Raw genomic sequence first — 24,223 nt, 5'->3', positions numbered from 1 at the left:
AACAGCTCAATATTGACGGGTTTTCACGCAGATTAACGCTTTCAGTTCGTTTGTCATCAATTTCGAAGTCCCTCGCAGGCTATCCCTAAAGCCTGCGATTTTAGTTCATGCAAGAACGCAAGGAGTTTTATATGGGCGCTGCAAATCTGACGAATTCTCTCTTCGTTGATTCCACCGAAAGTAAGGTCAGACGCTATTTTCCAGACTCTAAACTCGCTCAACTTTACCTGGCGCTTGACGCTACGGATGAATTTTACGGCGCCGGCGTCACTTTCATCGCGCTGCGTCCCGTTACCTTTGTCGTCGGCGGCGATCCATTAAATCCGCCTCCCCTGTTTGACGTCAGAGTGTTGCGCCAAAGCTGCCGCGCTGATGGCAAAACGGTCTACATTCGGGAAGTTCAGCTTCCACCCAAAGCCAGTAAGGAAGAGGTCGTAGCAACAGCCAAGTCCAGCCTCGGCAAAGAGCTCACCAACGCAGGTCTGAGCTGCGCCGGCGCAGCCATTGGCTGGATACTGGTGATCGGAGAAGCCGGCGGCGGCACAGTGTCCGCAGGCGCAGCCTGGGCCGCCATGCCGCTGACTATGGCCGCCACCAGCGCCGCCACTTTCCAGTGCGGGGTCGCCATCGGACGCACAACCAACGTGGTGCGCGGCAACGCTCACTACAATGAGTGGCTGGACGAATCCCCAGAGTTCGGCGCGCTTATGATCGCCCTGGACGTCATACAGATCGCCGACGTCGTCAAAACCCTGGGGAATCAGGCCGTCCTCTATCGCTTCCTGTCCAACAAAAGCATTGGTAGCGGCAACCTCTTGAAGATGTACCAACAACTATCTCGCGCCAGCAGAAAACGCCTGGCGGAAGAGCTGCTGAAGTTTGACCATCCCGAGTTGTTGAAAAGCCGCAAGCTGCTCAAGGAAATTCTCAGCGGAGCCAGAATGCTCGACGACGGCAGCAAGGCGGTGAAAGTGTACACCCAGACCCAAGTGCAGATTCTGATGCGCACCAAGTTCCTGGAGCTGCTGGGCTCCGCCATCACGGTCAATGGGAGCAGCGCCGGCGCAATGACCGCAGCGCAAGGCGGCATCGGCTTCATCATTGGTTTCGGGCAAAAATAATCTGACAGGAAGGCGAACGATGCGCGCAATCACTTGGACCGGTTGCGCCCTGCTTGCGTTAGCGACGGGGTGCTCCCAGATGAACGCAAAGAACGCACCGCCCTGGCTGCAGGACTCACTCAGGGACGGCGGCGAAGGCCCTCGCATGGTCATCGCGCCGGCGGGCGTCGGGGTGGTCGGAGACCAGGCCAGTGGCGTCTCCACCGACGAAGGGCCTCGTCATAAAGTCGTGGCGCAACATTCTTATGCAATCAGCGCCACCGAAGTGACATTCGCGGACTACGACCGCTTCGCCCAGGCCACGCACCGCCCCTTACCTTCGGATGAAGGCTGGGGGCGCGGCGAGCAACCGGTCATCAACGTCAGTTGGGATGACGCCGTCGCCTACACGCGCTGGCTGAGCGAGCAAAGCGGGCGCCGCTACCGCCTGCCCAGTGAAGCGGAGTGGGAATACGCCGCTCGGGGTGGAACCCAAACCCACTACTGGTGGGGCGACGATTACGTTCAAGGCGTCGACCATTGCGACAAAGACCTCGACGGCTGTCCTCCTGAAACCGCGTTATTCCATCCGGGGCCAGTGGGGCGCTTTAGCGCTAACCCTTACGGTCTGTACGATGTCTCCAGCAATGTGGCGGAATGGACGCAGGACTGCTATCACGACAGTCATGAGGGCGCGGGGGAAAGCATGGCGCCCAGAATGGACGGCGACTGTAACGCCAGGGTGGTGAAAGGCGGGACCTGGATGAACACCAGTCCTTATGTGCAACCGTCCATCAGAGCCGGCGTCGAGCCGGAAGAGCGAGTCAGAACCATCGGTTTCAGGGTTTTACGAGAAGTCCCCTGACCGGTGCGACAAGTCTCTCAACAGGAGCGCAAAAATGAAAACCACCTGCCCCCGCTGTAAAAGAGCGTTTTCAGCCAGACAGTTTATCCAGACGCATCGCAGCGGAGTGAATGTAGAGCGCAAATGCCCGAGTTGCGGCTGCTGGTTCCGCCTTACATCACAAATGGCCTGGCTGCATATCGCCGGATTGCTGGGCCTGTTGATTCCCAGTCTGGCGAATCTTGCGCTCGGTTCCGGCCCTCACCAGATTCCTCTGGCGCTGGCCTCCTTTCTCGGCGGATGCGTAGCCCTCGGCGCGATGCTGTACGGAAAAATGGTGGTGGTCAGGCGTCGCGACCACCACTGATGTCGCTGACTACTCACAGTTCGTTACAGTCATTGACAGCAACACCGCCGATTATCAACTAAAATTATCTCTATCCTCAGGGTTGCATGACTTGCTGTCTGCAACCGCCTTGTTTTTCAGAAGTTTGGGATTTAACAAATGGTCAGACGCATTTTTGTCGTAGCTGCGCTGCTGAATCTTTCCGCATGCGCCACCATGAACGAAAACGAATGCCGCAACGCAGACTGGCGCGTTATCGGTTATGAAGACGGCGTAGCCGGCCGTTCAGCCACTTACCTCTCGCAACACAGAGAGGCCTGCTCGGATTACAATGTTTCGCCTGACCTAGACGCTTATCGCGCCGGTTTTGACGACGGCGCCCGCAACTACTGCAAGCCGCAGAATGGTTTTGACCTGGGTCGCGGCGGCAATGCCTACAAAGGACAATGCCCGCCTGATCTGGAGCCGGTGTTTATGCGCGCCGTGGAAAGCGGGCAATTTGTCCGTTATATGGAGAAGGAAATCAAGGACTCGGAGGGCATGCGCACATCCGCCGAGAAAGATCTGGATAAGAACCGCGATAAAATTGACGCCATCGAGAACGAATTGGTTAACGGCTCCGGCGACGCGCAGAAGCGCCGCGACCTGCTGAAGCAGATGCGCGAGCTGGAAAATCATCGGGACGACCTGAATTACGAGCTGCGTCACCTGGATGCGAAGATACGGGAATACCGAAGCGTGATCGACAGTATTATTGTCGAACAACCCTGGATGAAACCCTAAGCCGTTCGCGGCGAATCATCCATTGATTTGCTTCAACTGAACAAGGGCGTCACTGCGACGCCCTTTTTTATTGCCTTGATCCGTCTAATACAGAAGGAGTCAGCCGATCTAAATCCGCTGCGCCAACCAGATCAGTCCCACCAGACTGGTCAATAACGATGAAACGCCGCCGAGCTTCAGACCATGGCGCCACTTAAACATGGCGTAAGCCGGTATCAGCAACAGCGCAATGATCGCCACCTGCCCTATCTCCACGCCCAGGTTGAACATGAGCAACCGCCCCCAGACGCCTTCCCCGGAACTCAGCTCCCGCAGCAGATAACTGAAGCCCACGCCGTGAATCAAACCAAAGCAGAAGATCACCCACCAGCGATTGCGATATACCTTGTCCCAGTCCACGTCTGCACGATTTTGACGCGCCAGGTAATACAGATTCTCCAGCCCCAGGAAAACGATGGTGAGGGCGATCAGAGGCTCTGTAACAGAGGGTGGGATGGAGATGACGTCAAACGCGGAAAGCGCCAGGGTAATCGAGTGCGCCAGGGTGAACGAGGTCGCCCATAGAAAAATACGCCCAAAAGAAGCCGGCACCAGCAGCAGGCATAACAGAAACAGAATATGATCCGCTCCCTGCCAGATGTGCTCCATGCCCACCCACAGAAACGCAGGATCGATAACGCCGCTTTGCGCCGCGCTGGACTCATCTTGCCCGTCCTGATCATTCGCCAGCGGATTCTCCCAGCCTTCCACATCCAGGCGTCGATGCGGGTCCATAGCCAGGAAATCCGGCGTCAGACGCGCCCCCCATTCCCGCAGCAGTTGCGCCACGGGCAGATCGAGTTTCTGTCGATCAAAGGTGAAACGCATGCGCATGCGGTTGTCGGCCATAAACACCCGCACATAGTTCTGATGTCCGCGCCACTGCTCATTGAACAGCTCGTAGCGGATGCTGACCGTCTCCATACCCTGCGGGCACTGGTAGGTCAGAGTGTATTGGTAGGAGGCGATTTCCGGCAACGCCTTCGCCTTGCGATCCTCCAGAAAACAGGCGCGCTTACCCGCCGCCACGAACCAGCCGGCGGCGACCTGCGTGATGTAATCCTCCGGCGGCGCCACACGCATCTCTACGTTGGGCTCCAGTTCCAGCAGATTGTCGCTGGGCAGCGTGTAGATGACCTTCACGCCCGGCTCGGCGATCTGAATAGAAGTATCGGTGAATCCGCTTAAATGCGCGGACGCTGTCATGGACAGCATCCACAAACTGACTGAGATTATTATTTTCCTTAGCATAATAAACGCCTACGGCTGGTTTCCTTCAGTATTCAGGCTCCGCCGCCGCATTTACCGACGGCAGACGCCATGATTTCCCTGTTAGCGGACGCCGGCGGCTTTCCTTCTCACCAGCAGTCCCAAGCCTCCCAACGCCAACATCCACATTGAAGCAGGCTGCGGAACGGAATAGATGCGCATTTCCTTGCGCGCATCGATCACATCGCTTCCCGACAAATACAACAACCCCAGATCTGGATTCGCAGCGCTGTCGCCAGACAGACTCAGCTGGGACAGTCCTGCCGCGACGGCGCTGAAGCTCAGGCGCGCCAGTAGCAGGCCTGCGCCGCTGTCGCCCGTCACGCCGGGAAATGCGGACCCCGCCACATCGATCCCGGCAAACAGCGCGGAATCATCATCCCAAGGGGCTCCCACTGTACTGTCGATGAGCTGGAGCACACCGGCGTCATAGCCAAGATTAAAGCCAAACGCTAATAGCTCATCGCCATCGAACAGGCCGCCAAACGGCTTCTCCAGGATCACGTCCACATAGAACGCATCGCCCACCACAATATGGTCCGTCGACGCCTGAAACGAAATGTATGAGGCCCGCGCGGAAGCCGACAGGGCAAGCAGAATCACAGCGAAAAAATGCAACAACTTCATGGAGTACTCCTGACTACTGAATAGTAAAAGCTATCGAAACCGGAGGAGCCGGGGCCTCAGCCCCCGCTCTTGAACATCGCATACCACAGCCGGTAATCCTGACGACCAATGCAGCCGTCTCCGTCGTAGTCCGCGTCCGTCTGATACCCAGCGTCGCCATTGCATTTTCCGAACATGCTCCGCAGCAGATCCCGGTCGGCGCTGTCCGCTACGCCATCGCCGTTCAGATCTCCCGCCACCGCCGCTTCGCCGACACTGAAAGTCACCCGATTGGAGACTTCGGTGTAGGAGTCGTTGGTGTACATGGCCATAAAATACTCGCCGTCAGGTAAATCATCGGTAAAGGTGACGCTGCCGCTGGCGGCGCCGTCGAAATACAGATACGCCACCAACTCACTGCCAGTCTGACCCGGCACGGCGCCCTTCTCGAAAATGCCGAGGTAATCCTTAGCGACGCCAGGGCCGCCGCTGAAATTGGCGACGATGTCCTCACCAGACTCAAAGTGGGTTTTCAACAGGCTCAGTTCCGCAATACGGTCACCCACCGAGAAATAAACCCGGTTGGAGGCTTCGGTATAACCGTCGTTGATAAAGAAAGCGGCGAAGTAATAGCCTTTGGCCAGACCGGAAAAGTCCACGGTTCCTGCGGTTTCCGGCGCGTATTTCCAGACGCTGGAAGACTGTTGGCCGGGAACTTCGCCCACGCGATATACGCCGATCCAGTCCTTGGCGGCGCCGCTGGAGCCGCTCCAACTGACTGTCGCGACCTCTCCTTCATCGTATTCCGTGTCCGTCATGGTCAGTTCCGCCACCGGACCCATGTAGAAGTAGGCGCGCTCCGCCATTTCCGAATAACCGTCGTTCTCGAAGAAGCCCACAAAGTACTCGCCATCGGCGAGGCCGCTGAAGGTCAGACTCCCCGTCGGGCCGTCCACATAGGACCATTTGGTGGCGCGCACGGCGCCGGGAATCTGGCCTTTCTTGTACACGCCTACCCAGTCTTTAGCGTTACCGTAGCCGTTCTGATGATGGGCCACCACGTCTTCGCCGCTGCGGTATTTGTCTTTGCTGACGCTGAGTCCTGGCTCTCCATCCGTGCTGCCGCCGACGGTGAAGGCTTTGGCTTCAGACCAGTCGGACCAGAGGATGTTTTTATCGCGATGACGCACACGGATGTAGTAGTCGCCATTGGGCAAGCCATTGGCGGGAATTTCCCAGGCCAGGATATCCACGCCGGCGTGGATATCCACCGGCTCATATTCCGGCGCGCCGGTGTCCCCAAAGATATTTTCAAAGTCGCGGATTTTGTCGATTTTCAGATCGCTGAACTCTGCATCAGCGGCGATCTGAAACTGGGTGCTGTTCATCTCCTCCGGCTCGCCGCTGCTGAAAGGCGAGCTGTTAAATACGAAAGGCAGGCTGACAGGCCCTTTCACTTCCGTGGTGATGCTCGGCTGATAGGGCTTCTGCAAATCCAGTTTGCGATGGAAGGAATCGATAAGCCGGCTGTTGTAGTGAAAACCTTTGGTTTTGTATAGCAGCGGGTGCGCTTCCGCATAGGTTTCCACCGTCATTTCCCGCGCCGGCAGATCAAGGTCGATGACTTGCCATGCCCAGTTGGCGATAGTCTTCTGCACGTCGTCGAAGTCTTTCTCCGTGGACTGTCCCCAGTATTGATCCCAGGCGGTGCCGCCGGAAATCATGTGATAGGACGGCCACTCCCGGGTTTGACCGCGGGCGTACAGATGATGGTGTCCGCCAATATTGAGCACATGTTTTTGCGAGCTGGACAGAATCGCCATCCAGGCGTCGCGCAGCGGATGGGAAATGTCGCCAATGTACTGCTCAGCCTGATAGGGGTGGTGAATAATGCTGATAATCCAGTCCACGCTGGCGTCCGCATCCGCAGCGGCGACCACCTGGGTCAACCAGTTCTGCTGCACGGCGTCCGCCTTCATGCTGTTCATGTGGATGACCACCAGCCGCCCCACCTGATAGGCGTAGTAGCTTTCGTTGGGCGCGCCGGAGATGCCCTGATAACTCAGACCGTCATAGAAAAAGTGGGCGCGATAGTTGTTGAGGTCGCCGTCATAGTAGTATTCATGATTGCCCACGGTGGTCATGATGGGCACATTCGGAGAAATCGCCGCCGATTGCGCAAAGTGCAGGTTGGCGTAGTGATCCAGCGTGCCGACGTCCACTTGGTCACCGTCATTGAGAATCAGATTAACGGCTTCTTCAATCGGCTCAGCGTACTTGTTTTCCAGTTTGGCTTTCGCCGCTTTCACCAGCTGCTCATAGCGGTTCTCATTGCGAATCTGGTGGTCGCCCATAACCAGAATACGGTAGTGGCCGGAGCCATCGCCTCGCGCCGGCTGGGTTTTAAAGCGATAGACAGCGGAGACGTCAGCGCCGGTTTTCACCCGATAGTAATACAGCGTATCCGCCTGCAGCCCTTGTAATTGCACGCCGTGATACTGGTAGTCCGAGCTTAACGACTGCACGCCGCCGTTGGCGCTTTGGTCCAGACGATCCGCCGCGACGCCGTATTCGACCTTCGATTCAGAGCCGGTTGCGGTCTTCCATGAGATCCAGATTGATGTGTCTGTCGGACTTTGCAGATAAGGTTTGATTTCCGCCGACGCCGCTCCAGCGAGCAGCGCCAATAAAAACGCCAGGCATGCCGCAGCAAACCTGTGATGACTGGGTTGCATGTTTCCCTCCCCCTCGTTGCCGGATTGTTCAGGCGACTTCCGCTTCACCTCCGGGACAGTTTAGTCGCTGGAAGGGAATCAGCCTGTTTTTTCGGAATTTGATGTTTTGAAATGAAAAATCCCGGCTATTAGAGAGGGAGCGCGTTTCAACTTAAGGTCAGTTAAGTGACGCTTGTGCGACAGTTTTATGAATTCAAAAAGATTCGACTACGCTGGTTCTCACCAGCTCCGCCGAATCAGAATGGGCGACGATTCGCTCCGGCGCCTCCAGGTTGCGGCGTTGCAGCGCGTCTCTCACGCTGCCGCACAGCGCCTCGCTTTTGCGTCGGCACAAGCGCATGCTGCGGTCGGCGACAAATTGCAGATCCGGCCTCACAAAATAACGGTTCAAACGCAGGTAGTCGTCCAAAAACAGATTGAAGGTGTCCATATAGCGCGTTTCGTCCAGCCAACCGGGCTCCTTGCGTAACAACAGGGTCTGGTACTCATGCTCCACCACCGCCGTGGCGAAGGTGTTTTTCGCCTTCAGTCCCAGCATACGATTGAGTTTAATGTCCTCCATCAGTTCATCCAGGCTGCTTTCCTGCGCCAGCGTTTCCGATTTTACCCGCATCTCCACCGCTTTCATTTCCTGCAGCAGATAATAAGGCGGTGTGATCTGATGGGTGGCGATAATATCCATCGCCTGCGCAATAGCGCGCTCCGCCAGAGGTAGCTTTTCCCTGTACAGATAGGCTTTCGCCAGCCACATCAGCGCTTCCAGGTTTTCCGGGTCGCCGGCGCCTTTCACTGCGCCGATCACCGTGGAGGCTTTGGCGAAGTATCCGGCGGCAAGCTCCGGCTGATTCATGAACATGTATTGTTCGCCCAGATAGCGATAGGTTTTACCCACTTGATAATGATTTTCGGGATATAACTTCTGCCGGATCGCGAGGGCTTTCAGCATGTAGCGCTCTCCGGACTCCAGGTCGCCGCCCCAGGTGGCGAGGGTGCGACTGAGTTCCGCATAAGCCGCAGCGGTTTTCTCGTCCAGTTCCCCCAGATTATTCAGATAGATATCCAGGGCGCGGCGACTGATTTCCACCTTGCGCGCACTGTCCCTGACGAACCAGTTCAGCAGCCAAAGCGCGTCGCCGGTCTCCGTGGCGTCTGCGCCCAGGCTCTCGGAAAATAAAGCGATGGCGTTCTCCGCATTCTGTTTCCCCGACGCCAGCGCTTTCGGGCGGTCGCAGTAGGGATAGATGCATTCCAGTTGCGCCATGGCCATCCAATAATGCCCTCGCCCCAGCAGCTCATTATTCGACTCATGCGCCGTACGGATGAGGTCCAGGGTATAACGCGCCGTGTCGTACGCCGCCTGTCTTTCGTTCATCGCCACCAGGGTTTCCACCAATGCGAACTTTATGCGAATCACTTCTTCGGCGTCCTTGCCATGAATCTCCTCCCCCATCCTGACGCTTTGGTCCAGCACCATACGCGCGTCGGCGTAATGTCCCCCGGCCAGATAACAGGCGGCGAGAAAACGTAACTGACGCAGCCGTTCCGCCGGAGACAGTTTACGTTGGTCAATGCGGGGACGTTCTTCGTCGAGCATCGCTTTCAGCGCGCTTTCATGGCGACTACCCGTGGTCTTGTAACGCGCCAGCATATCCAGCATGAAACGGTTCATTTGCGCTGAGCCGTTCTGGAGCTGGAGATTCTCATCCTGCGCCTGTCGCAACGCCTGCTTTTGCGCCATTCCCCAGATCAGCAAAAATAAAAAGAAACCGCCAACGGCCAGACGCTTGAAATCAAAACGGGAACGACGTGGACTGGGAGGCTCTATCTCGACTGGCGCAGGCGAAACCGTAGCGTCAGACGGCGCTTGTTCCGCCTCTGCGCTGATGGGTGCGCGCGGAGCCGTCGTCTCCGGTTCAGAAGGTAGTTGTGGCTGAATTGGTGGTTGTGGGTGAGCTGGTGGTTGTTGGTGAGCAGGTGGTTGTGGGTGAGTTGATAGCTGTGGCTGGATTTGCAGTTCCGGCTCTGGCTGATCGGGACGCACCCGCGCCACCGCCGCTTTCAGCCGGTAACCGCGCTTGGGCGCAGTGGCGATGTAGTCGCGGGATTTATCCTCGAAGATATGGCGCAGTTCGAAAATACTGCGCTTCAGGACGTTCTCACCTACGAAACGCCCTTCCCAGACCTGGTCGAAAAACTCTTCCGTCGTCACCACCCGGTCGTGATGGCGAATCAATAAGACGAGCACGTCGCAGGTTTTGGCGCGCACCTGGTGAACCAGGCCATCGGCCCGGGCGATAGTTTGATTGCGAGGGTTGAATAACCAGACGCCGGCGATGTTGTATTCTTCCACCGCGTCGTCAAAGGCGTCTTTACCGCGCGTATTCAGAATAGGAGAAGCGACTTCCAAGTCCGTCCCTTTGCCGTCCATTATCCATTTCCTTGTTATTCCTTTTCTATGCTGAGACCACTGGTCGATTATGGGCGGACAGCCACCGTCATGACTTGCCGCCAGTCATGGTTTGATGTAACGGGCCTCTTTCCAACGCCGTGGTTGGAACGCGCCATTCTATCAGTATTTTTTGCGCTACCGCTTACTTCTTTTGGCTATCGCCAACGCTTCGCTCCCCCGCGTTAACAGCAAATTCAACAAAAATTTCAGGTTTTTTCCTTGCTTTTACAAAACTTTTTCAGGTTTTCACAACGACGAATCATTAGTTTGTGCTGGCGTCTCAAGGGCGCAGATACAACAACAATTTTTACGGCATATAGGAAAAGGAAACTTCATGAAAAAGTTAACTTTGGGCGTTCTTTGCGGCGCCGCGCTACTAGGCTCCATGGCGGGAACCGCAGCGGCGGATACCCGCGGCGTGCTCTTATTCGATAAAACCGGTTCGATGACGTCCACACGCTGGGACGGCGCCAGCCGCTGTGAGTTCGGCAAGACGTTGATGGTCTCCAAGGCCGCTTCCTTCGTCAGCAGATTCAACGGCGATTATCTGGACATCCGCGTGTTCGACGGCCGCGGTTCACTGCGTTCCATCAGCGGCGGTTATCAGCATGTGGCGTCTGTGCTTCCGGTTGGCAGCACCCAGTGGAACACATTCCTCAATAAGCTTCGCTCCGACCTGAGCGGCGTCTCCTGCTCCGGCAACACCGCCCTGGGGGATGCGCTGTGTGAAAGCGCCGACTCTCTGCGCAGCCTCTACGCTGACGGCGACAAACTGATGATGACCATCGTCACTGATGCGGGCGAGAACGCGTCCGGCACATGCGGCGGCGCCAACTATGTGGACAACAAGGTGAAGCCGAAGATCCTGGCTAACCCTGTCATCCAGTTCGACGTGGATATTCTTGTCAGCGGCAACGTGGGCCTGCGTGCAGCCAGAGCCGACAGAGATCTGGTTGAACTGGGCAATCTGGAAGAAATGCTGGCGGTGTCGGATATGGAGCGCAGCTCATTGGCGCGCACCATGCCCACGGATGAAATCAGTCAGTTGAAGGCGCTGGCGGTACAAAGCGGCGGTACGGCGAAAACCATCGCCGACAAGGACACCTGCAACGGCGAGTGCGATCCAGACGGTCCCTGGTGAGCAACGGCGCTAGCGCCAGTCACGTAGACATTTAGTCATCACCTCGCACGGGCGCGCCTTGTCGCGCCCGAACTTTCCAAAGGAATTCATTATGTCCGCACACCGTTCCCTGGCCGGCTTTTGCAAAAAGCTTGCGGTCGCCGGTTTTGCATTGTCTTTCCTGATCTCCGGCGCGGCGAGCGCGGAGACGAGCGTCAACGAAACCGTTTTGATATCCGGCGACGGATTCGAACTTAAACAGATCACCACTACCGACGATCAGGGCCTGTCCCGCAACGTCGAACTTTACTATATCCACAGCAGCGAAGGCGTTGAAAACGCCTATTTGTACGGCGGATTGCCGCAGGCGGAAAAGGAGGAGCTGGAGCAGGAAATCCGCGAGGATAACGGCAACTGGCTCACCGCCAACCGCACGGGCGAAGACCGTCCCTTCGCCGACACCTTCGACGCCTGGATCATCGACCGCCGCGGCGCCAACCTGACCTCTCAGGCGGAAGCGCAGCTCTATATGGATGAATTCGGCCTGCAGCCGGACACAGACGAGAGTCCTTTAGGCGCGCGCTCCGCACGTCTGTTTGGGTGCGGCGGCTGGAAGGATAAGAGTAAGTCCTTCGATAAGAGCATCGACAAGACATTCAGCCACAACAAACGTTTTGGGCAGGACAACGCCTACATTGATTTCGCCGGCAATATGAATGTGGACGCCGACGTGCGCCTGGAGCTGCATTACAAGTACAAGCGCAAGTTCTGCATCCCTTACAAGTTCAAAGTGCGTCATGTGGTGGCCAAGTCCAACTACGACGTCTCAGGAGAATTCAGCCTGACCGGCGTGGCCAAACACGACTTCGGCAACCTCAATTGGGAGATCGCCGAACCCAAGCTGATGGAGACAGTCTTCTTTGTCGGCCCGGTTCCGGTTCTGGTGAAACTGAAGCTGCCTATCGAAGTAGGCACCGGCAATATTCAGGTGCAAGCCACCGGTAAGATCGCCGCCGTGAAACCCCTTCGCTACAAGGGAGATTTTGACTACACCTGCACCACCCATTCCTGCACCAAGAACAGCGCGCATCACCAGAATCTGAGCGGCGATCTGCGCAACAGCCTGGGTGCGGAAATCAGCGCCAAGATCAACCTGGAGCCCTATCTGCAAGTGGCGGCGAAAGGCATCGTCTACGGCGAATGGTTCCTGTACGCGCAAGTCGGCGCCAAGCCGTCCTTCCCCATTGAGCTGTTCGGCTACTACGGCAACCTCTGTGGCGATGGCGACAACAACGGCGTTCGCGAGACAGTCAACGCCGCACTGGGCGCCGTGGATTTTCGCTTCGGTCTGACCGCAGAAGCCAAGGTATTCGGCGCCTATATTTTGCGTCCGCAATACTGGCAGATCTGGCGCACCGGACTGGTTTTCTTCGACTTCCTGAAACCCTATAGCACCGCCCTGTCCCCGGAACTGCGCCCCGCCTACGACACCGCCGTTCCGACCAAGGTGAATATGCCGGTCTCCATCCGCAGCTGCGTGGGCGACATCATCTCCAGACACCCCCGCGACTACACCGTAGACTGGGGCGACGGAACCCGCACCGCGCTCAACAACCTGGGCTCACAACAAACCGTCTCCCACAACTACACCGTCAACGGCTACTACCTCGTACGCGTCACCCAAAAAGGCGGCGCCTATACGGAAGTACCGGTGATTATTGACGATGATGAATGGTGAGATAGGCGCTGAATAGCTCGTCCCTGTCGTAAAAACACCGCCAGCCTGTTCGATACAGGGCTGGCGGTGTTCTTTTATGGGACGCTCTGGGAAGTCCTTCGACAGGCTCAGGACGAACGGGGGATGTTGGTGTGGACGGAATTATATTGGGTAAAGTCTGGAGGAACGGAGTAACCTCCAAATATCCCGACGCGCTCCTTTTGAAGATCCCAATCCCTTTCGTCATAGCAATACACTGTTGAATCCTCATGATGCACCGTTCGTCCTGAGCCCGTCGAAGGACTTCCCAGAGCGACCACCAATACTATTTACCCCTGGACTTGGACAAACGCACCACCGCCTCCCAATCACCATTAATCAACGCTTCCTTCTTCGCCCGACTCCATCCCTTGATCTGTCTCTCCGAGGCCAAGGCTTCTTCACGCGTGGCGAACGTTTGGGAATAAACCAGCGTCAAAGGTCTACGGTTAAACGTATAACAATCAGGAAACACGCCCTCAATATGTTGGTAAATACGCGCTTCAAGATTCTCCGTGTGTCCGGTGTAGTAACTGTTATCAGCACACTTCAGGATGTAGGTGAAAAAACTCAATCTCAAACTCCTTTTTGATATTCATCGCCCTGGGAAGTCCTTCGACAAGCTCAGGACGAACGGGGATACTGGATAACATAGCTCAGTGGGGCCCTTCGACAAGCTCAGGGCGAACGGTGGATCATTAGGGCGCCAGCAAGTATTACTAATAAAATGGGCGGTGTTCTAGGGGGAAGCGCCTCAGAACATTCCGAATGGTATCCACTCATCATATCTACCCCTCTTGCTCTGCCATACCCCGCTCGTCCTGAGCCCGTCGAAGGACCTTCCAGAGCGTCACACCAGAAACTCACAAACCACCACAAAACTCCAAACTCACCAGCCATACCCCGTTCGCCCTGAGCTTGTCGAAGGACTTTCCAGAGCGTCGCACCATAAGCTCACAAAACACCACAAAATTCCAAACTTACCTGCCATACTCCGTTCGTCCTGAGCTTGTCGAAGGACTTCCCAGAGCGTCTCACCATAAGCTCACAAACCACCACAAAATTCCAAACTCACCTGTCATACCCCGTTCGTCCTGAGCTTGTCGAAGGACTTCCCAGAGCGTCACCACCCAATATCCCATCGTCCCAGGCTTGTCCGAATCTCGATGAATAAGCCCGCGTCCGATTTCTCTATTGTTGCAGGATCACTGTTTCGATAAACGCGCTGTACTTATCTTTCATAGGCAGTTCGTAGTCGACTTTGAGTCGCTTACGCATAGCCGTTACGGTCTCGCCGGTCTTTGGGTTGAGCGCTTCCTTCTCGTACTGTTCCCAGTACATTCCCACGCCTCGCTTCTGCCAGTTGGGCAGTTCATTGAAGTTAACGCCTTTTTGAAACAGGAGTTCGTTTTTATTGGCGATGGAGACTTTGCTCAATCTCGCCGCGGCGGTTTCCGGGTCTACGCCCTCTTTGCGCATGGCCCAATAGCAGTGAGCGTTCAAGGCATTGCGATGAGCGTCTTCGTTGCGCCAGCGGAAGTAATCCACCACCAGACGTGGATTCGGCAGTTGGCAGATACGGCTGTCAAAGGCGCCGATGTCTCCCAGCATCAGACTGAATTTAGCGCTGGCTTCTCCAGCCAGCAGGGAGTTGAGTTTGCGCTCCTTGCGGTTGAAGCTGTTGTCGTCAGGGTGAAACAACAGCGAAATTTCATCGCTTTGCGTGTAGCCATAAACAATGTTGAATCCGCTGTTCATCAGATGGTCCACCGTCGCCACCATCATGTCCCGAAAGCGCACATCAAAGGGCGCTTCAAAGTCATGCGCTTCCTTGGTCAGTTTAGTGAAGCCCCTGCCGTCAATGCGCGCCACTATGTACATGCCCGGCAATACGCAAAAATCATGAGCGGTCTCATACACCCGCATCTTTTTATCGAGATCGTTAAATTTCACTGCGCCACTCTTCCACTATAAATTCGCCACCGTTGAGCCGGACGTAATACAGGGCGTCAAACCCTTCCGCATATTCCGGCAATTCCATCTTTGCGTAAACGCTGCGCAGTCCGGCGTCGGGAATTCGTTCCTTGCCTTCTCTGCCGCTATTGCGGGCCATACAGTCCGCCAATGAGGAGCTGAAGTAATAACCCGCCACACTGAAACGTCCACGCCGAAACAGGTCGATATATTTGCCGCGCCCTTCCCGGGTCGGGTTGGTATTGTCGATGACCACCGACTGCTTGGCTTCAATGCATGCGCTGAGCAGGATGTCCTCCCGTCGCCGGGTTTTCAGCATATCCATATTCAGACGCAGATGAGTTCGGTAAAACTGCTGCAGATAAAACGAGGACTTTCCACTCGCCTGCAACCCAATAAAAATCACACCCTGCACGGTTCCTCCCGTTTATCGTCCGCATCAGGCGAACCTCCCGTTATCGCATCGACTCTCTGTGGCGACTAAAGATTCTTCATCCGCCGCGCCAAGATTCACGTCGTAACCCAGACTACGCAACAGAGGTCCCACGATTCTGAAGTTCATGATAGTTCCCAGCCCGGACAACCGCTGCGGCGCCGCCCAGGCATAGTCTACGCATTCGTTCTGTTTCAGTTGAACGACCAGCGGAAGCGCCTCCAGAGCACAAACGAAGTAGCACTCCCCGCCGACTTCCGCGACCAGACGCTGAACCTTCACCTGCAGGCCGGTTTCCTCTTGCACTTCACGCACGCAGGCTGCTTCCGGCGTTTCCCCACGCTTAACGCCGCCGCCGGGAAAACACCACTGTCCCGCCCTGGTCGTCCGGGCGCTACGCTGCACGAAAAGGAGCTCAGCCTGATATTCAATAATCGCCCAAACCGCCATAACAAAGCGCCTATCTTACTGATTTGGTGAGGCATGTCAGCCAGAACGCCTTCGCCCTTGCATGAAAAAAGAACGCCCGCCAACGCCATCTTCACGGACTCATCTATACTCACTATAACCAAGAAAAACACCAGCGCCCGCCTTTCCCGGGTTTACGGCGGAGCTGACGGGGACTTTCAGGAATCAGCATGCGTCTTTTCACGCCCTTGTTAAGAGGCGGCCTCGCGCTCACTTTATGCCTCGTGTTATCAGGCATTGCGGCCAGTGCGACGGCTGTTGCGGAGGATACTTTGGTGATTCTCACCTGGGAAGATTACATGGCTCCCGAGGTGATTGAGGCCTTTGAAGCCAAATACAACGTCAAAGTACGTCAGGTCTATTATGAGGACGATGATGAGCGCGACCTGATCATGGCTAACACCGGCGGAGCCGGATTCGATCTGCTGGTCTTTGATGAGTTGATGCGCGAGCCCTACCACGCCAAGGGCTGGCTGGAAACTTTCCGCAAATCCGACCTGCCCAACCTTAGATACGTGCGCTATCCCCTGAAAAAGCAGGATCTCCCACAGGAGCTGCAGACCGTTCCCTACGCCTGGGGCAGCGTCGGCATTATCTATCGCAAGGATCTCGCGCCGCGACCGCCGACCTCATGGATGGACCTGTTTCGCCCGGTGGAGGCGCTGAAGGGCAAAATCCTGGTCATCAACACCGCCACGACGGCGTTCAGTATGGCGTTGAAGTCGTTGGGGTATTCCGTCAACTCCATTGACGAAAACGAACTGAACGCCGCCGCGGAACTGCTGCGCAAACAACGTCCTTACGTTCGCGCCTACCGCAACCCGCTGGCAGGCGAAGGCGCAGACTTGTTCAGCGGCGAAGTATGGATGGCAATGGCTTACAACGGCGATGCTTTGAATCTGATGCATCGCAACGCCAATATCGATTTTGTCTACCCCATGGAGGGCAGCGGACTGTGGCTGGACTCCATCGCCGTCCTGACCAAATCGAACAGCAAGGACCTCGCATTGCAGTTCATCAACTTTATTCACGATCCGGAGATCAACGCCCGCAATACCAAAAGCATCTTTTTCGCCACCGCCAATATCGGAGCGGAGCAGCGACTGCCCAAAAGCTTTCTGAATAACCCCGTGATTTACCCCTCCGCCAAGAGCCTGGCGCGCTTTGAGCAATTAGAGCGCCTTCCCGCCTCAACGATGCGGAGAGTGATCGCAGACTTCGTCACCATCACCTCTCAGTAACGCATGTTCAGACTAAAAACCCGAATTACATTGATGCTGCTGCCATTGATCATGTTGCCATTGATCGTCGCCGGGCTGCTGCTGTATCACCGCCAGTCGGAAAACTTTCTGGAGCAGGTGAATGATCAACTGGTGGACCAGCTGAATGTGGCCCAGGCGAATCTGCAACGCCGGGTCGATGTCGCACAGGGCAATCTGCGCCTGATCTCCAAATCAAACTTGATCCGTCAGTACTTCATGACCGATGACGAAGAGCAACGCTTCTTCCTGTTTTATCGCCCGGTGCTGGAGCTGTTTCGCTCTTACCAGGAGATATTCCCCGAGTACATCGACATGCGGATACTGGACACGGATGGCAAGCCACAGACCAGCCTTCCCCAAGCCGCATTCAAAGACAACGCCGACGCCATAACGCAGGCCTGGATCAACGCGGATAAAGGACAGCCTGAAAAAGAGAAGACCTGCGTCATCCGCGCCGTCTCAGGGGCGCCGCTGCTGTTGGTGGGCGCGTCCATTTCGCTATCCACTTTCACGGACTGGAGAACCATCGATGAAAGCGACCGCGCCGGCAGTCTGGTGATCGCCAGCCGCCTGGACGATATCGCCAGAAACATTCAGTCCACCCATATCGGCAAGCACGGCCACGTGATGCTGGTCGACGCCTCAGGAACCCCCTATGTGCCGGAAGATGGAGAGCATCACTCTGGTTACCGCGAGATATTCAAGCATCTCCCCTCTCCTTCTGAAAACGGTGAAGCGGTCGTCATTGGCGAACCGGGAAATTACTATTTGACCTTGCAAAAGGAAGTGCTGCCCGATCTGCGTATTGTCGGCGTCTGGCCAATGAGCGAGCTCAAGGAAAACGCCTTCTATCTGGCCAATCAAGTGGCCTGGCTGACTCTGGTGCTGATCGTGATCACCAGCGCACTGATATTCAGCGTAGTGCATGGGCAATTGATCAAACCGATTTCCCGGGTCACCCAGCTGGCGCAGATACTGGGCGAAAGCCATGCGGAAACGCCGCCGGAAGCGGCGCGGGATTTTCAGTCCACATTGCGACGACGAGATGAAATCGGCGAGCTGGCTAGAGCCTTCAAGAATATGGACGGCAACCTGCGCGCCACGGCGTCCAAGCTGACCTTCATCGCTTATCACGACAGTCTGACCGGGCTGGCCAACCGACATACTTTCGGCGCATTTCTGCATCGCGCCATCACCGAAGCGGCGCGGCATAACTTCCGCCTCGGCCTGCTGTACATCGACATCGACGGCTTCAAAGACGTTAATGATTCTCTTGGCCATGAAGCTGGGGATCTGGTGCTGAAGGAAATTTCCCAGCGTCTGCACAACGTCTTGCGCGCAGAGGATCTGGTGGCGGATATGTCCGCGCAGCATGAGGCCATGGAAGCGACCAAAATGTCGCGCATCGGCGGCGACGAGTTCGCTATCGTGGTCAACCATTTGCACTCGCCCATGGACATTTCCCACATAGTGAAACGACTGCTGGACGCCATGCAGGCGCCGTTCCTCATTGAGTCCCACAGCTTTCTGCTCGGCGCTTCCGTGGGCATCGCCGTCTATCCAGAAGACGGCAAGGACGCCCATGAGCTGCTGAAGTGCGCGGATATCGCCATGTATCACTCCAAGCGCCAGGGCCGTAATGGCTTTGAGTATTTCGACAAGAAAATGAATCAGATGGCGGTGGAGCGGCATCAAATTATCAGCGACATCCGCAGCGCTTTGCAGAAAGGACAGTTCGAGCTGTACTACCAACCTCAGGTATCCGCGCTGGCGGGTAATGTAATGGGTTGCGAAGCGCTGCTGCGCTGGCGTCATCCCGAGCGCGGCTTCGTCTCTCCGGTGGAGTTTATTCCCATTGCGGAGGAAACCGGCCAGATCATCGAAATCGGCAGTTGGGTGCTGAGAGAGGCCTGCCGCCAGTGCCGGCAATGGCAAGCTGAAGGCCTGGACGAAATCCGCATGTCGGTAAATATTTCCGCGCTGCAGTTCGGCAGCGCCACCGATATCGTCGCCGTTACCCGGGAAGCGCTGGCCCAGAGCGGCCTGAACCCGGACTGCCTGGACATGGAAATCACCGAGACCGCCATGATGCAGTCCGGCAAGGTGGGCGTGGACAAACTGAACGCGCTGAAGAACCTGGGGGTGAGCATCTCCATGGACGACTTCGGCACCGGTTATTCTTCTCTCGCATCGCTGCGCGACCTGCCGATCGACCAGCTCAAAATCGACAAATCCTTCGTCGATAAAATCAATCACGACAGCCAGGGCCGGGCGATCATCAAGGCGATCCTGGCGCTGGCCAAAGAGCTCAGTATCGAGGTGGTGGCGGAAGGCGTGGAAGAGCGCACGCAACTGGATTTCCTCAGTCTGCATCGCTGCGATCTGATCCAGGGCTACTACGTCGCCAAGCCGCTTCCGGCGGACGGCATGCGCGATTTTCTGCGGCAACATACCCAAGTGGAGTCGAGCTGGCGCCCCTGATCCCTCCCCTTGGGCTGGCGCTAAGTATCTGATAGATTACGGCCCTCAACGTTAACGCCGCATAGAGGAGCCTATGCTGATCGCCGCAGCCGCTATTTTCGTCGGGTTAATCGTCCTGCTATGGAGCGCGGACCGTTTTGTGGACGGCGCCGCCGCCACCGCCAAACACGCCGGCATGCCCGCGCTGTTGATCGGCATGGTCGTCGTCGGCTTCGGCACCTCTGCGCCGGAAATGGTGGTGTCCGCCCTGGCGGCGCTGGAGGGCAGTCCCGGTCTGGCGCTGGGTAACGCCGTCGGCTCCAACATTACCAATATCGCTCTGATCCTCGGCGTCACCGCCCTGTTAAGCCCTATCGCCGTTAAGTCCGGCATCGTGCGGCGGGAACTTCCCATCTTGATCGGCGTCAGCGCCGTCGCCATCTTACTGTTGCTGGATAAACACCTGAGCAGAACCGACGCCTTCATCCTGCTCTGCATTTTTGTGGTGGTGATGGGCTGGTCGATCATGACCGGGCTAAAGGGAGATGGCGACGCCCTGGTGGGCGAGCTGGAATCGGAATACGAGCAGGACCATATGAGTCTGAAGATGGCGCTGTTCTGGCTCGTCATCGGCTTGCTGCTGCTCACCGCCAGCTCCCGCATGTTGGTGTGGGGCGCAGTGGAGACAGCCTCGTTTTTTGGCGTCAGCGATCTGATTATCGGCCTGACCATCGTCGCCATCGGCACCTCGCTGCCGGAGCTGGCCTCCGCCATCGCCGCTACCCGCAAGGGAGAACACGATATCGCCCTGGGCAACGTCATCGGCTCCAACCTGTTCAACACCCTGACGGTGATCGGCATCGCCGGCGCTATCCACCCATTGACCACGGAATCGGATATTCTCTATCGGGATTTCCCGGTCATGGGTTTCCTCACTATCACCCTGTTCGCATTCTGTTATAGCCGCGCCAACCAGGGCCTGATCAACCGCACCAAAGGCGGTTTGCTGATCGCCTGTTACGCCGCCTACACAATCTGGTTAGTGCAGTCAGCGCTGTCGCAGGCGTCTCTCGCCTGAAACACCAGCTCCTCGGTTAAAGAGAGAGGCGCGCCTTGTTGCGCGCACTCCGCAGGGGGCAGCACGTCCATACTGGGCCATAAACCGCTGGACAGCGCGCTGGCGTAGCCATTATCGAGACCACTGTGGCGCATCCTCTCCTGTGCGGCACGATAATCGTAACTCAGGCGCTGGTGGCGAATGCGCAACCGTCCTTCGCTATCCACCCGCAGCAACGCCCACCACACATCCGGGGAGCCATCATTGGCGGGCATGCCGATGACGCCCGGGTTATGCCAGACCGCGCCATTCAACGCCTGAGTGAACGGAATGCCGCAATGGCCGGCGATCATCAGGTCCGCATCGCAGTGCGCTATTTCTTCTTGTTTGATCTCCCGCGACGTGGACGCGAAGATAAATCGATTCAGCCTCTCAGCGCCGCCATGTATCACCGCTGCGCGCCAGGGACCCAGCCGAAACTGGATACGACGAGGCAACGCCCCCATCCAGGCCCTGGCCTCCGCGGTCAAAGCCTGACGACAGTAGCTGTACCAGTCTTCCGACAACACCGCGCACTGGCTGCCAGCAGTGAATCCGCACCCGCAGTCGGCGGCGTCTGCAGCCAGGGACTCCTCGCAGTTTCCCATCAACACCTGTACGCCCCAATCGCGCAAGGCCTCCACCACCTCCTGCGGTTCCGCGCAGTAGGCGGCGACATCCCCGGTGCAAATGACGCGATCCGGGGTGACGCCCAACGCCTCCGCCTGCTTTCGCAACGCCAGGGTCGCCTGAAGATTGCCGTAGGGACCGCCAAACACCAAGACAGTGTCATCGAAGGTTCCGAGATCAAGGGTCTTTTGCATCAAAGTCATGTGAGCCGCCTTCACTCCAGCGCCGGTTGCGGCGTCCGGGACGAACGAAACGGAAAGCGCGCCCCCACCCAAAAAGCGGCGCATCCCACCGCCATCACGACCAGAGAAATCAGCAACAGTTTGCTGTATTTATGGCTAACGCCGAAAAGCGGCTCAATCAGGTTGCTGTAACTGGACGACTCCGTGAAATACAGCGCCGCGCCCCCCACCGCCACACAGAAGCTGGTTAAATAGCTCCATAGCGGCACATCACGCCAATCCCGCCACAAAGAGAAAAACACTACAGGAGTCAGATACATGGATGCGGTTCCGCTCACCGCCACGGCGGCGAACAGGTCCTTGCTGCCAAAAAAGACGCACAGCAAACCGGCCGCCATAAACAACGCCATCGCGACGCGGCCGTTAGCCAGCGTTGGGCGCAACAGCCCCATGTCCAACGCCGCCAGCTTCGCCGAGCTGGCCAGTGTGGAATCCAATGTAGACATCGCAGACACCACCAGCGCGGCACTGAATATCAGCATCGGCGTTTCTCCCAGCAACCGGGTCAGCGCCGCGTTCATGTCTTCGCCCTGCAGCGCCTGCGCGCCGGCGAACACGCCCAGACATCCAAACAGCGTAATGCACAGACTACTGATCCAGGCGGCGTGAACAAAGCTCTTCCGCGTAGTTTGCCTGTCCGCCAGAAAGCCGCGGTCCATCATGACCGGGTCATGCATGGGATAACTCCATACCTGCAACAGCGCCACCGCCAGCAGGATAGGACCAGGATCGTCAATGACGAAGGGTTTGAACAACAGCGTCGCGAAACTGAAGTCGTCCGCAGTGAGCGCCACCGCTACCAGTGCGGCGAGCACAACCAGAAAAACGCCCATCTGAAAGACATCCGTGCGCAAAGAGGCATGCAGGCCGCCCAACGCGGAATAAAGAAGCGTGATGGCGGAAAATCCGAGAATAGCGATCACATAGGCATGACTGCCGTCGGAGCCGAAGAGAATGCCGATCACCAATAAATTGGCGAATACTTCGCTAACTAAACGAATTGCAATCACCAGGTTATAACAAGAGGCGCCTGCGCCACCGAAGCGCAACCGTAAAAATTCCTGAACGCTCTCGCAACCGTGACGAAATCGCAGACTATCGATAATGGCCGCGCCAGTCAGAAAAGAAAGGTAATAGGCCGCGTAGGCCAATGCGCCCCACAGGCCATAGTAATATCCCAGGATCGCCGCATTCATCAGGGATCTGGCGAAAATCCAGGTGGTGACCTGTGAAAATATCAGCGTTATTAAGCTGGGTTGGCGGCCATCCGGTGAGAGGCCTTTGAAGAAAGCGCCGTCACTTTTGGCGCGCGGAGAGAGAAAAATGCTGAAAATGGCGATTATCGCCACGAAAGCTGGCAAAAACGTCGCAGCCATGAAACACCCCTACAGGCCTGTAATTACATGCGAATATAGGACCAATTATTTGCATTAAAGTTTCCTTAACTTTCTAAAATTAGCTTGATTTCGAACGAATAGACATTATTTACATATGTACTCATGAAGCCTATTTGAAAAATCACGGAGTGTGGTTATATTGATAGGTGTGACGTTATTGTAGTCGTCTCTTATAGTGGGTCAGGCGCATTCCGCGCCGCCGATCACCAGCAGTAATCGTGCGTTATGAATGAAGATCCGAACAAGGACTTATCGGAGCGGTATCATTTGTGGCGCCCCTCGGTTTGGTATCAACATCTTTAGGGAGATTGTATGGACTGGGAAGCGTTATCTGATAGATAGTTGCCAAGGTTGATCCAATACCACCGCTTTAGCGTATTGATATTCAATTCTTCGAAAACTATCCAATTCTGAATTCGTTATACGAAATCAGCTTGATAAAGCTCCTCATTCCTCAAGCAAAGTGAATTGATATGGGCATTACCGTTTTCAAAGACAGCAGCGACAGCACTCGTACCTACCTGCGAATTACCCGCGCCATCAACGGGCGCGAGCAACAACGCTACGTGCGGGTTGAAGGGGCCTCGAAATCAGCCATGAAAAGGGCGATGAAAGAGGCGAAGGAAATCGATCAGCGGTTGGAACAATGGCAGTCCGCCGTTCGTCAGCTCATGATGTTGAAAGGCGATACATTGATCCACGAGGATGGCACCATCCTCGGGTTGCAATTGCAAACCCGGCATCGGGAGGGCCGCAAGCCCGCCACGGAATTTAAACTACGGGTGAAGCTTCCAGGGCGGAAGCCGTTGTTTAAATCGGTATCGGTGGACAAGCATGGCTTTGAGAAAGCGTTCGAGCTATCCGTGAAACGCATCTGCGAATTACGGGGCATAACCGAGGATTCGGAGGCTTATGGCAAGATGCTGATGTGCATCGACGCCTACAAGGAGAAATATGACCTTCCCCCGGGTCTGTCGGAAGCGACCGCCATGCATTTGGACCGAGAGGATTCGCCTGAGAAGGCCGCCAACGAAAAAGGTTGGCTGGATCAGATCTCAGGTTGGTTCAAACGCTGATCCCAGTTTTCCGTAACTGATGTGGCGCGCCGCAACTGCATTGCGGCGTTTCCCGCACATACCGCCAGGCACAGGCGGGGCAGCCGTCCAGGAGGACCTTTGCGCCCGACACGCAGCCAAGCCTGACCGGCGGTTGGA

The 24,223-nt window shown here is 56.4% G+C and carries 20 protein-coding genes; 10 read left to right on the top strand and 10 right to left on the bottom strand.

Annotated features, from left to right (window positions below; genetic code table 11):
• Positions 1-131: 131 nt before the first annotated feature.
• From KP814_RS06890 to KP814_RS06875, 4 genes are all read left to right on the top strand, one after another.
• The gene (locus tag KP814_RS06890; protein WP_216736067.1) at positions 132-1,121 is read left to right on the top strand and encodes a hypothetical protein; all 990 of its coding nucleotides are present in this window, start codon (positions 132-134) and stop codon (positions 1,119-1,121) included.
• A gap of 19 nt (positions 1,122-1,140) precedes the next feature.
• The gene (locus KP814_RS06885) at positions 1,141-1,965 is read left to right on the top strand and encodes an SUMF1/EgtB/PvdO family nonheme iron enzyme (protein ID WP_216736066.1); all 825 of its coding nucleotides are present in this window, start codon (positions 1,141-1,143) and stop codon (positions 1,963-1,965) included.
• A 34-nt stretch (positions 1,966-1,999) separates the two neighbouring features.
• Positions 2,000-2,311 carry a hypothetical protein gene (locus KP814_RS06880; protein ID WP_216736065.1) on the top strand — a complete coding sequence of 104 codons (312 nt, stop codon included), beginning with the start codon at positions 2,000-2,002 and terminating at the stop codon, positions 2,309-2,311.
• A gap of 138 nt (positions 2,312-2,449) precedes the next feature.
• Complete coding sequence (locus KP814_RS06875) at positions 2,450-3,073, top strand: DUF2799 domain-containing protein (protein ID WP_216736064.1); 624 nt, start codon at positions 2,450-2,452, stop codon at positions 3,071-3,073.
• Positions 3,074-3,181: 108 nt separating this feature from the next.
• On the opposite strand, the gene KP814_RS06870 is transcribed toward KP814_RS06875, so the two are convergent.
• The 4 genes from KP814_RS06870 to KP814_RS06855 form a co-directional block, all read right to left on the bottom strand.
• Positions 3,182-4,318 carry a HupE/UreJ family protein gene (locus KP814_RS06870; RefSeq protein WP_216736063.1) on the bottom strand — a complete coding sequence of 379 codons (1,137 nt, stop codon included), beginning with the start codon at positions 4,316-4,318 and terminating at the stop codon, positions 3,182-3,184.
• A gap of 126 nt (positions 4,319-4,444) precedes the next feature.
• Positions 4,445-5,008, bottom strand: coding sequence for a cohesin domain-containing protein (locus KP814_RS06865; protein ID WP_216736062.1), 564 nt, complete (start codon positions 5,006-5,008; stop codon positions 4,445-4,447).
• Between the two features lie 56 nt (positions 5,009-5,064).
• Complete coding sequence (locus KP814_RS06860; protein WP_216736061.1) at positions 5,065-7,722, bottom strand: fibronectin type III domain-containing protein; 2,658 nt, start codon at positions 7,720-7,722, stop codon at positions 5,065-5,067.
• 193 nt (positions 7,723-7,915) lie between these two features.
• Complete coding sequence (locus KP814_RS06855; RefSeq protein WP_216736060.1) at positions 7,916-10,150, bottom strand: winged helix-turn-helix domain-containing protein; 2,235 nt, start codon at positions 10,148-10,150, stop codon at positions 7,916-7,918.
• A 355-nt stretch (positions 10,151-10,505) separates the two neighbouring features.
• Between KP814_RS06855 and KP814_RS06850 the strand changes: the two genes are divergently transcribed.
• Positions 10,506-11,312 (top strand): hypothetical protein, encoded by an 807-nt coding sequence (locus KP814_RS06850; RefSeq protein WP_216736059.1) that lies wholly within the window; start codon positions 10,506-10,508, stop codon positions 11,310-11,312.
• Between the two features lie 91 nt (positions 11,313-11,403).
• Positions 11,404-13,029, top strand: coding sequence for a PKD domain-containing protein (locus tag KP814_RS06845; protein WP_216736058.1), 1,626 nt, complete (start codon positions 11,404-11,406; stop codon positions 13,027-13,029).
• A 304-nt stretch (positions 13,030-13,333) separates the two neighbouring features.
• Here KP814_RS06845 and KP814_RS06840 read toward each other — a convergent pair whose 3' ends face one another.
• The 4 genes from KP814_RS06840 to KP814_RS06825 all read right to left on the bottom strand — a co-directional run bounded on the left by KP814_RS06840 (position 13,334) and on the right by KP814_RS06825 (position 15,904).
• Positions 13,334-13,621 carry a GIY-YIG nuclease family protein gene (locus KP814_RS06840; RefSeq protein WP_216736057.1) on the bottom strand — a complete coding sequence of 96 codons (288 nt, stop codon included), beginning with the start codon at positions 13,619-13,621 and terminating at the stop codon, positions 13,334-13,336.
• A 617-nt stretch (positions 13,622-14,238) separates the two neighbouring features.
• Entirely contained in the window at positions 14,239-15,000 is a 762-nt protein-coding gene (locus KP814_RS06835; RefSeq protein WP_216736056.1) for a tRNA(His) guanylyltransferase Thg1 family protein, read from the bottom strand.
• Positions 14,990-15,436 carry an AAA family ATPase gene (locus KP814_RS06830; protein ID WP_216736055.1) on the bottom strand — a complete coding sequence of 149 codons (447 nt, stop codon included), beginning with the start codon at positions 15,434-15,436 and terminating at the stop codon, positions 14,990-14,992. Before KP814_RS06830 ends, KP814_RS06835 begins: the two co-directional genes overlap by 11 nt.
• Before the next feature lie 24 nt (positions 15,437-15,460).
• Entirely contained in the window at positions 15,461-15,904 is a 444-nt protein-coding gene (locus tag KP814_RS06825; RefSeq protein WP_216736054.1) for an NUDIX hydrolase, read from the bottom strand.
• A 188-nt stretch (positions 15,905-16,092) separates the two neighbouring features.
• Here KP814_RS06825 and KP814_RS06820 point away from each other — a divergent pair, with 188 nt between their 5' ends.
• The 3 genes from KP814_RS06820 to KP814_RS06810 all read left to right on the top strand — a co-directional run bounded on the left by KP814_RS06820 (position 16,093) and on the right by KP814_RS06810 (position 20,722).
• Positions 16,093-17,163 (top strand): spermidine/putrescine ABC transporter substrate-binding protein, encoded by a 1,071-nt coding sequence (locus tag KP814_RS06820; protein ID WP_216736053.1) that lies wholly within the window; start codon positions 16,093-16,095, stop codon positions 17,161-17,163.
• 3 nt (positions 17,164-17,166) lie between these two features.
• A complete protein-coding gene (locus KP814_RS06815; protein ID WP_216736052.1) occupies positions 17,167-19,665 on the top strand; it encodes an EAL domain-containing protein in 2,499 nt (832 codons plus the stop codon).
• A gap of 73 nt (positions 19,666-19,738) precedes the next feature.
• A complete protein-coding gene (locus KP814_RS06810; protein ID WP_216736051.1) occupies positions 19,739-20,722 on the top strand; it encodes a calcium/sodium antiporter in 984 nt (327 codons plus the stop codon).
• Here the strand turns inward: KP814_RS06810 and KP814_RS06805 are convergent.
• Both KP814_RS06805 and KP814_RS06800 read right to left on the bottom strand, forming a co-directional pair.
• Positions 20,671-21,573, bottom strand: coding sequence for a metallophosphoesterase (locus tag KP814_RS06805; RefSeq protein ID WP_216736050.1), 903 nt, complete (start codon positions 21,571-21,573; stop codon positions 20,671-20,673). The two genes, KP814_RS06810 and KP814_RS06805, sit on opposite strands and share 52 nt — an antisense overlap.
• Positions 21,574-21,584: 11 nt before the next feature.
• Positions 21,585-22,988, bottom strand: a complete 1,404-nt coding sequence (locus tag KP814_RS06800; protein ID WP_216736049.1) for a sodium:proline symporter — start codon at positions 22,986-22,988, stop codon at positions 21,585-21,587.
• A 494-nt stretch (positions 22,989-23,482) separates the two neighbouring features.
• Between KP814_RS06800 and KP814_RS06795 the strand changes: the two genes are divergently transcribed.
• On the top strand, positions 23,483-24,085 hold the full coding sequence (locus tag KP814_RS06795; RefSeq protein ID WP_011400375.1) for a hypothetical protein: 603 nt from the start codon (positions 23,483-23,485) through the stop codon (positions 24,083-24,085).
• The last annotated feature ends 138 nt before the right edge of the window (positions 24,086-24,223 follow it).

It is taken from the genome of Hahella sp. HN01 (genome assembly GCF_018986435.1).
Taxonomy (GTDB): domain Bacteria; phylum Pseudomonadota; class Gammaproteobacteria; order Pseudomonadales; family Oleiphilaceae; genus Hahella.
Note: the sequence above shows the minus strand (reverse complement) of the source record. Positions and strands in the feature narration are given on the sequence as shown.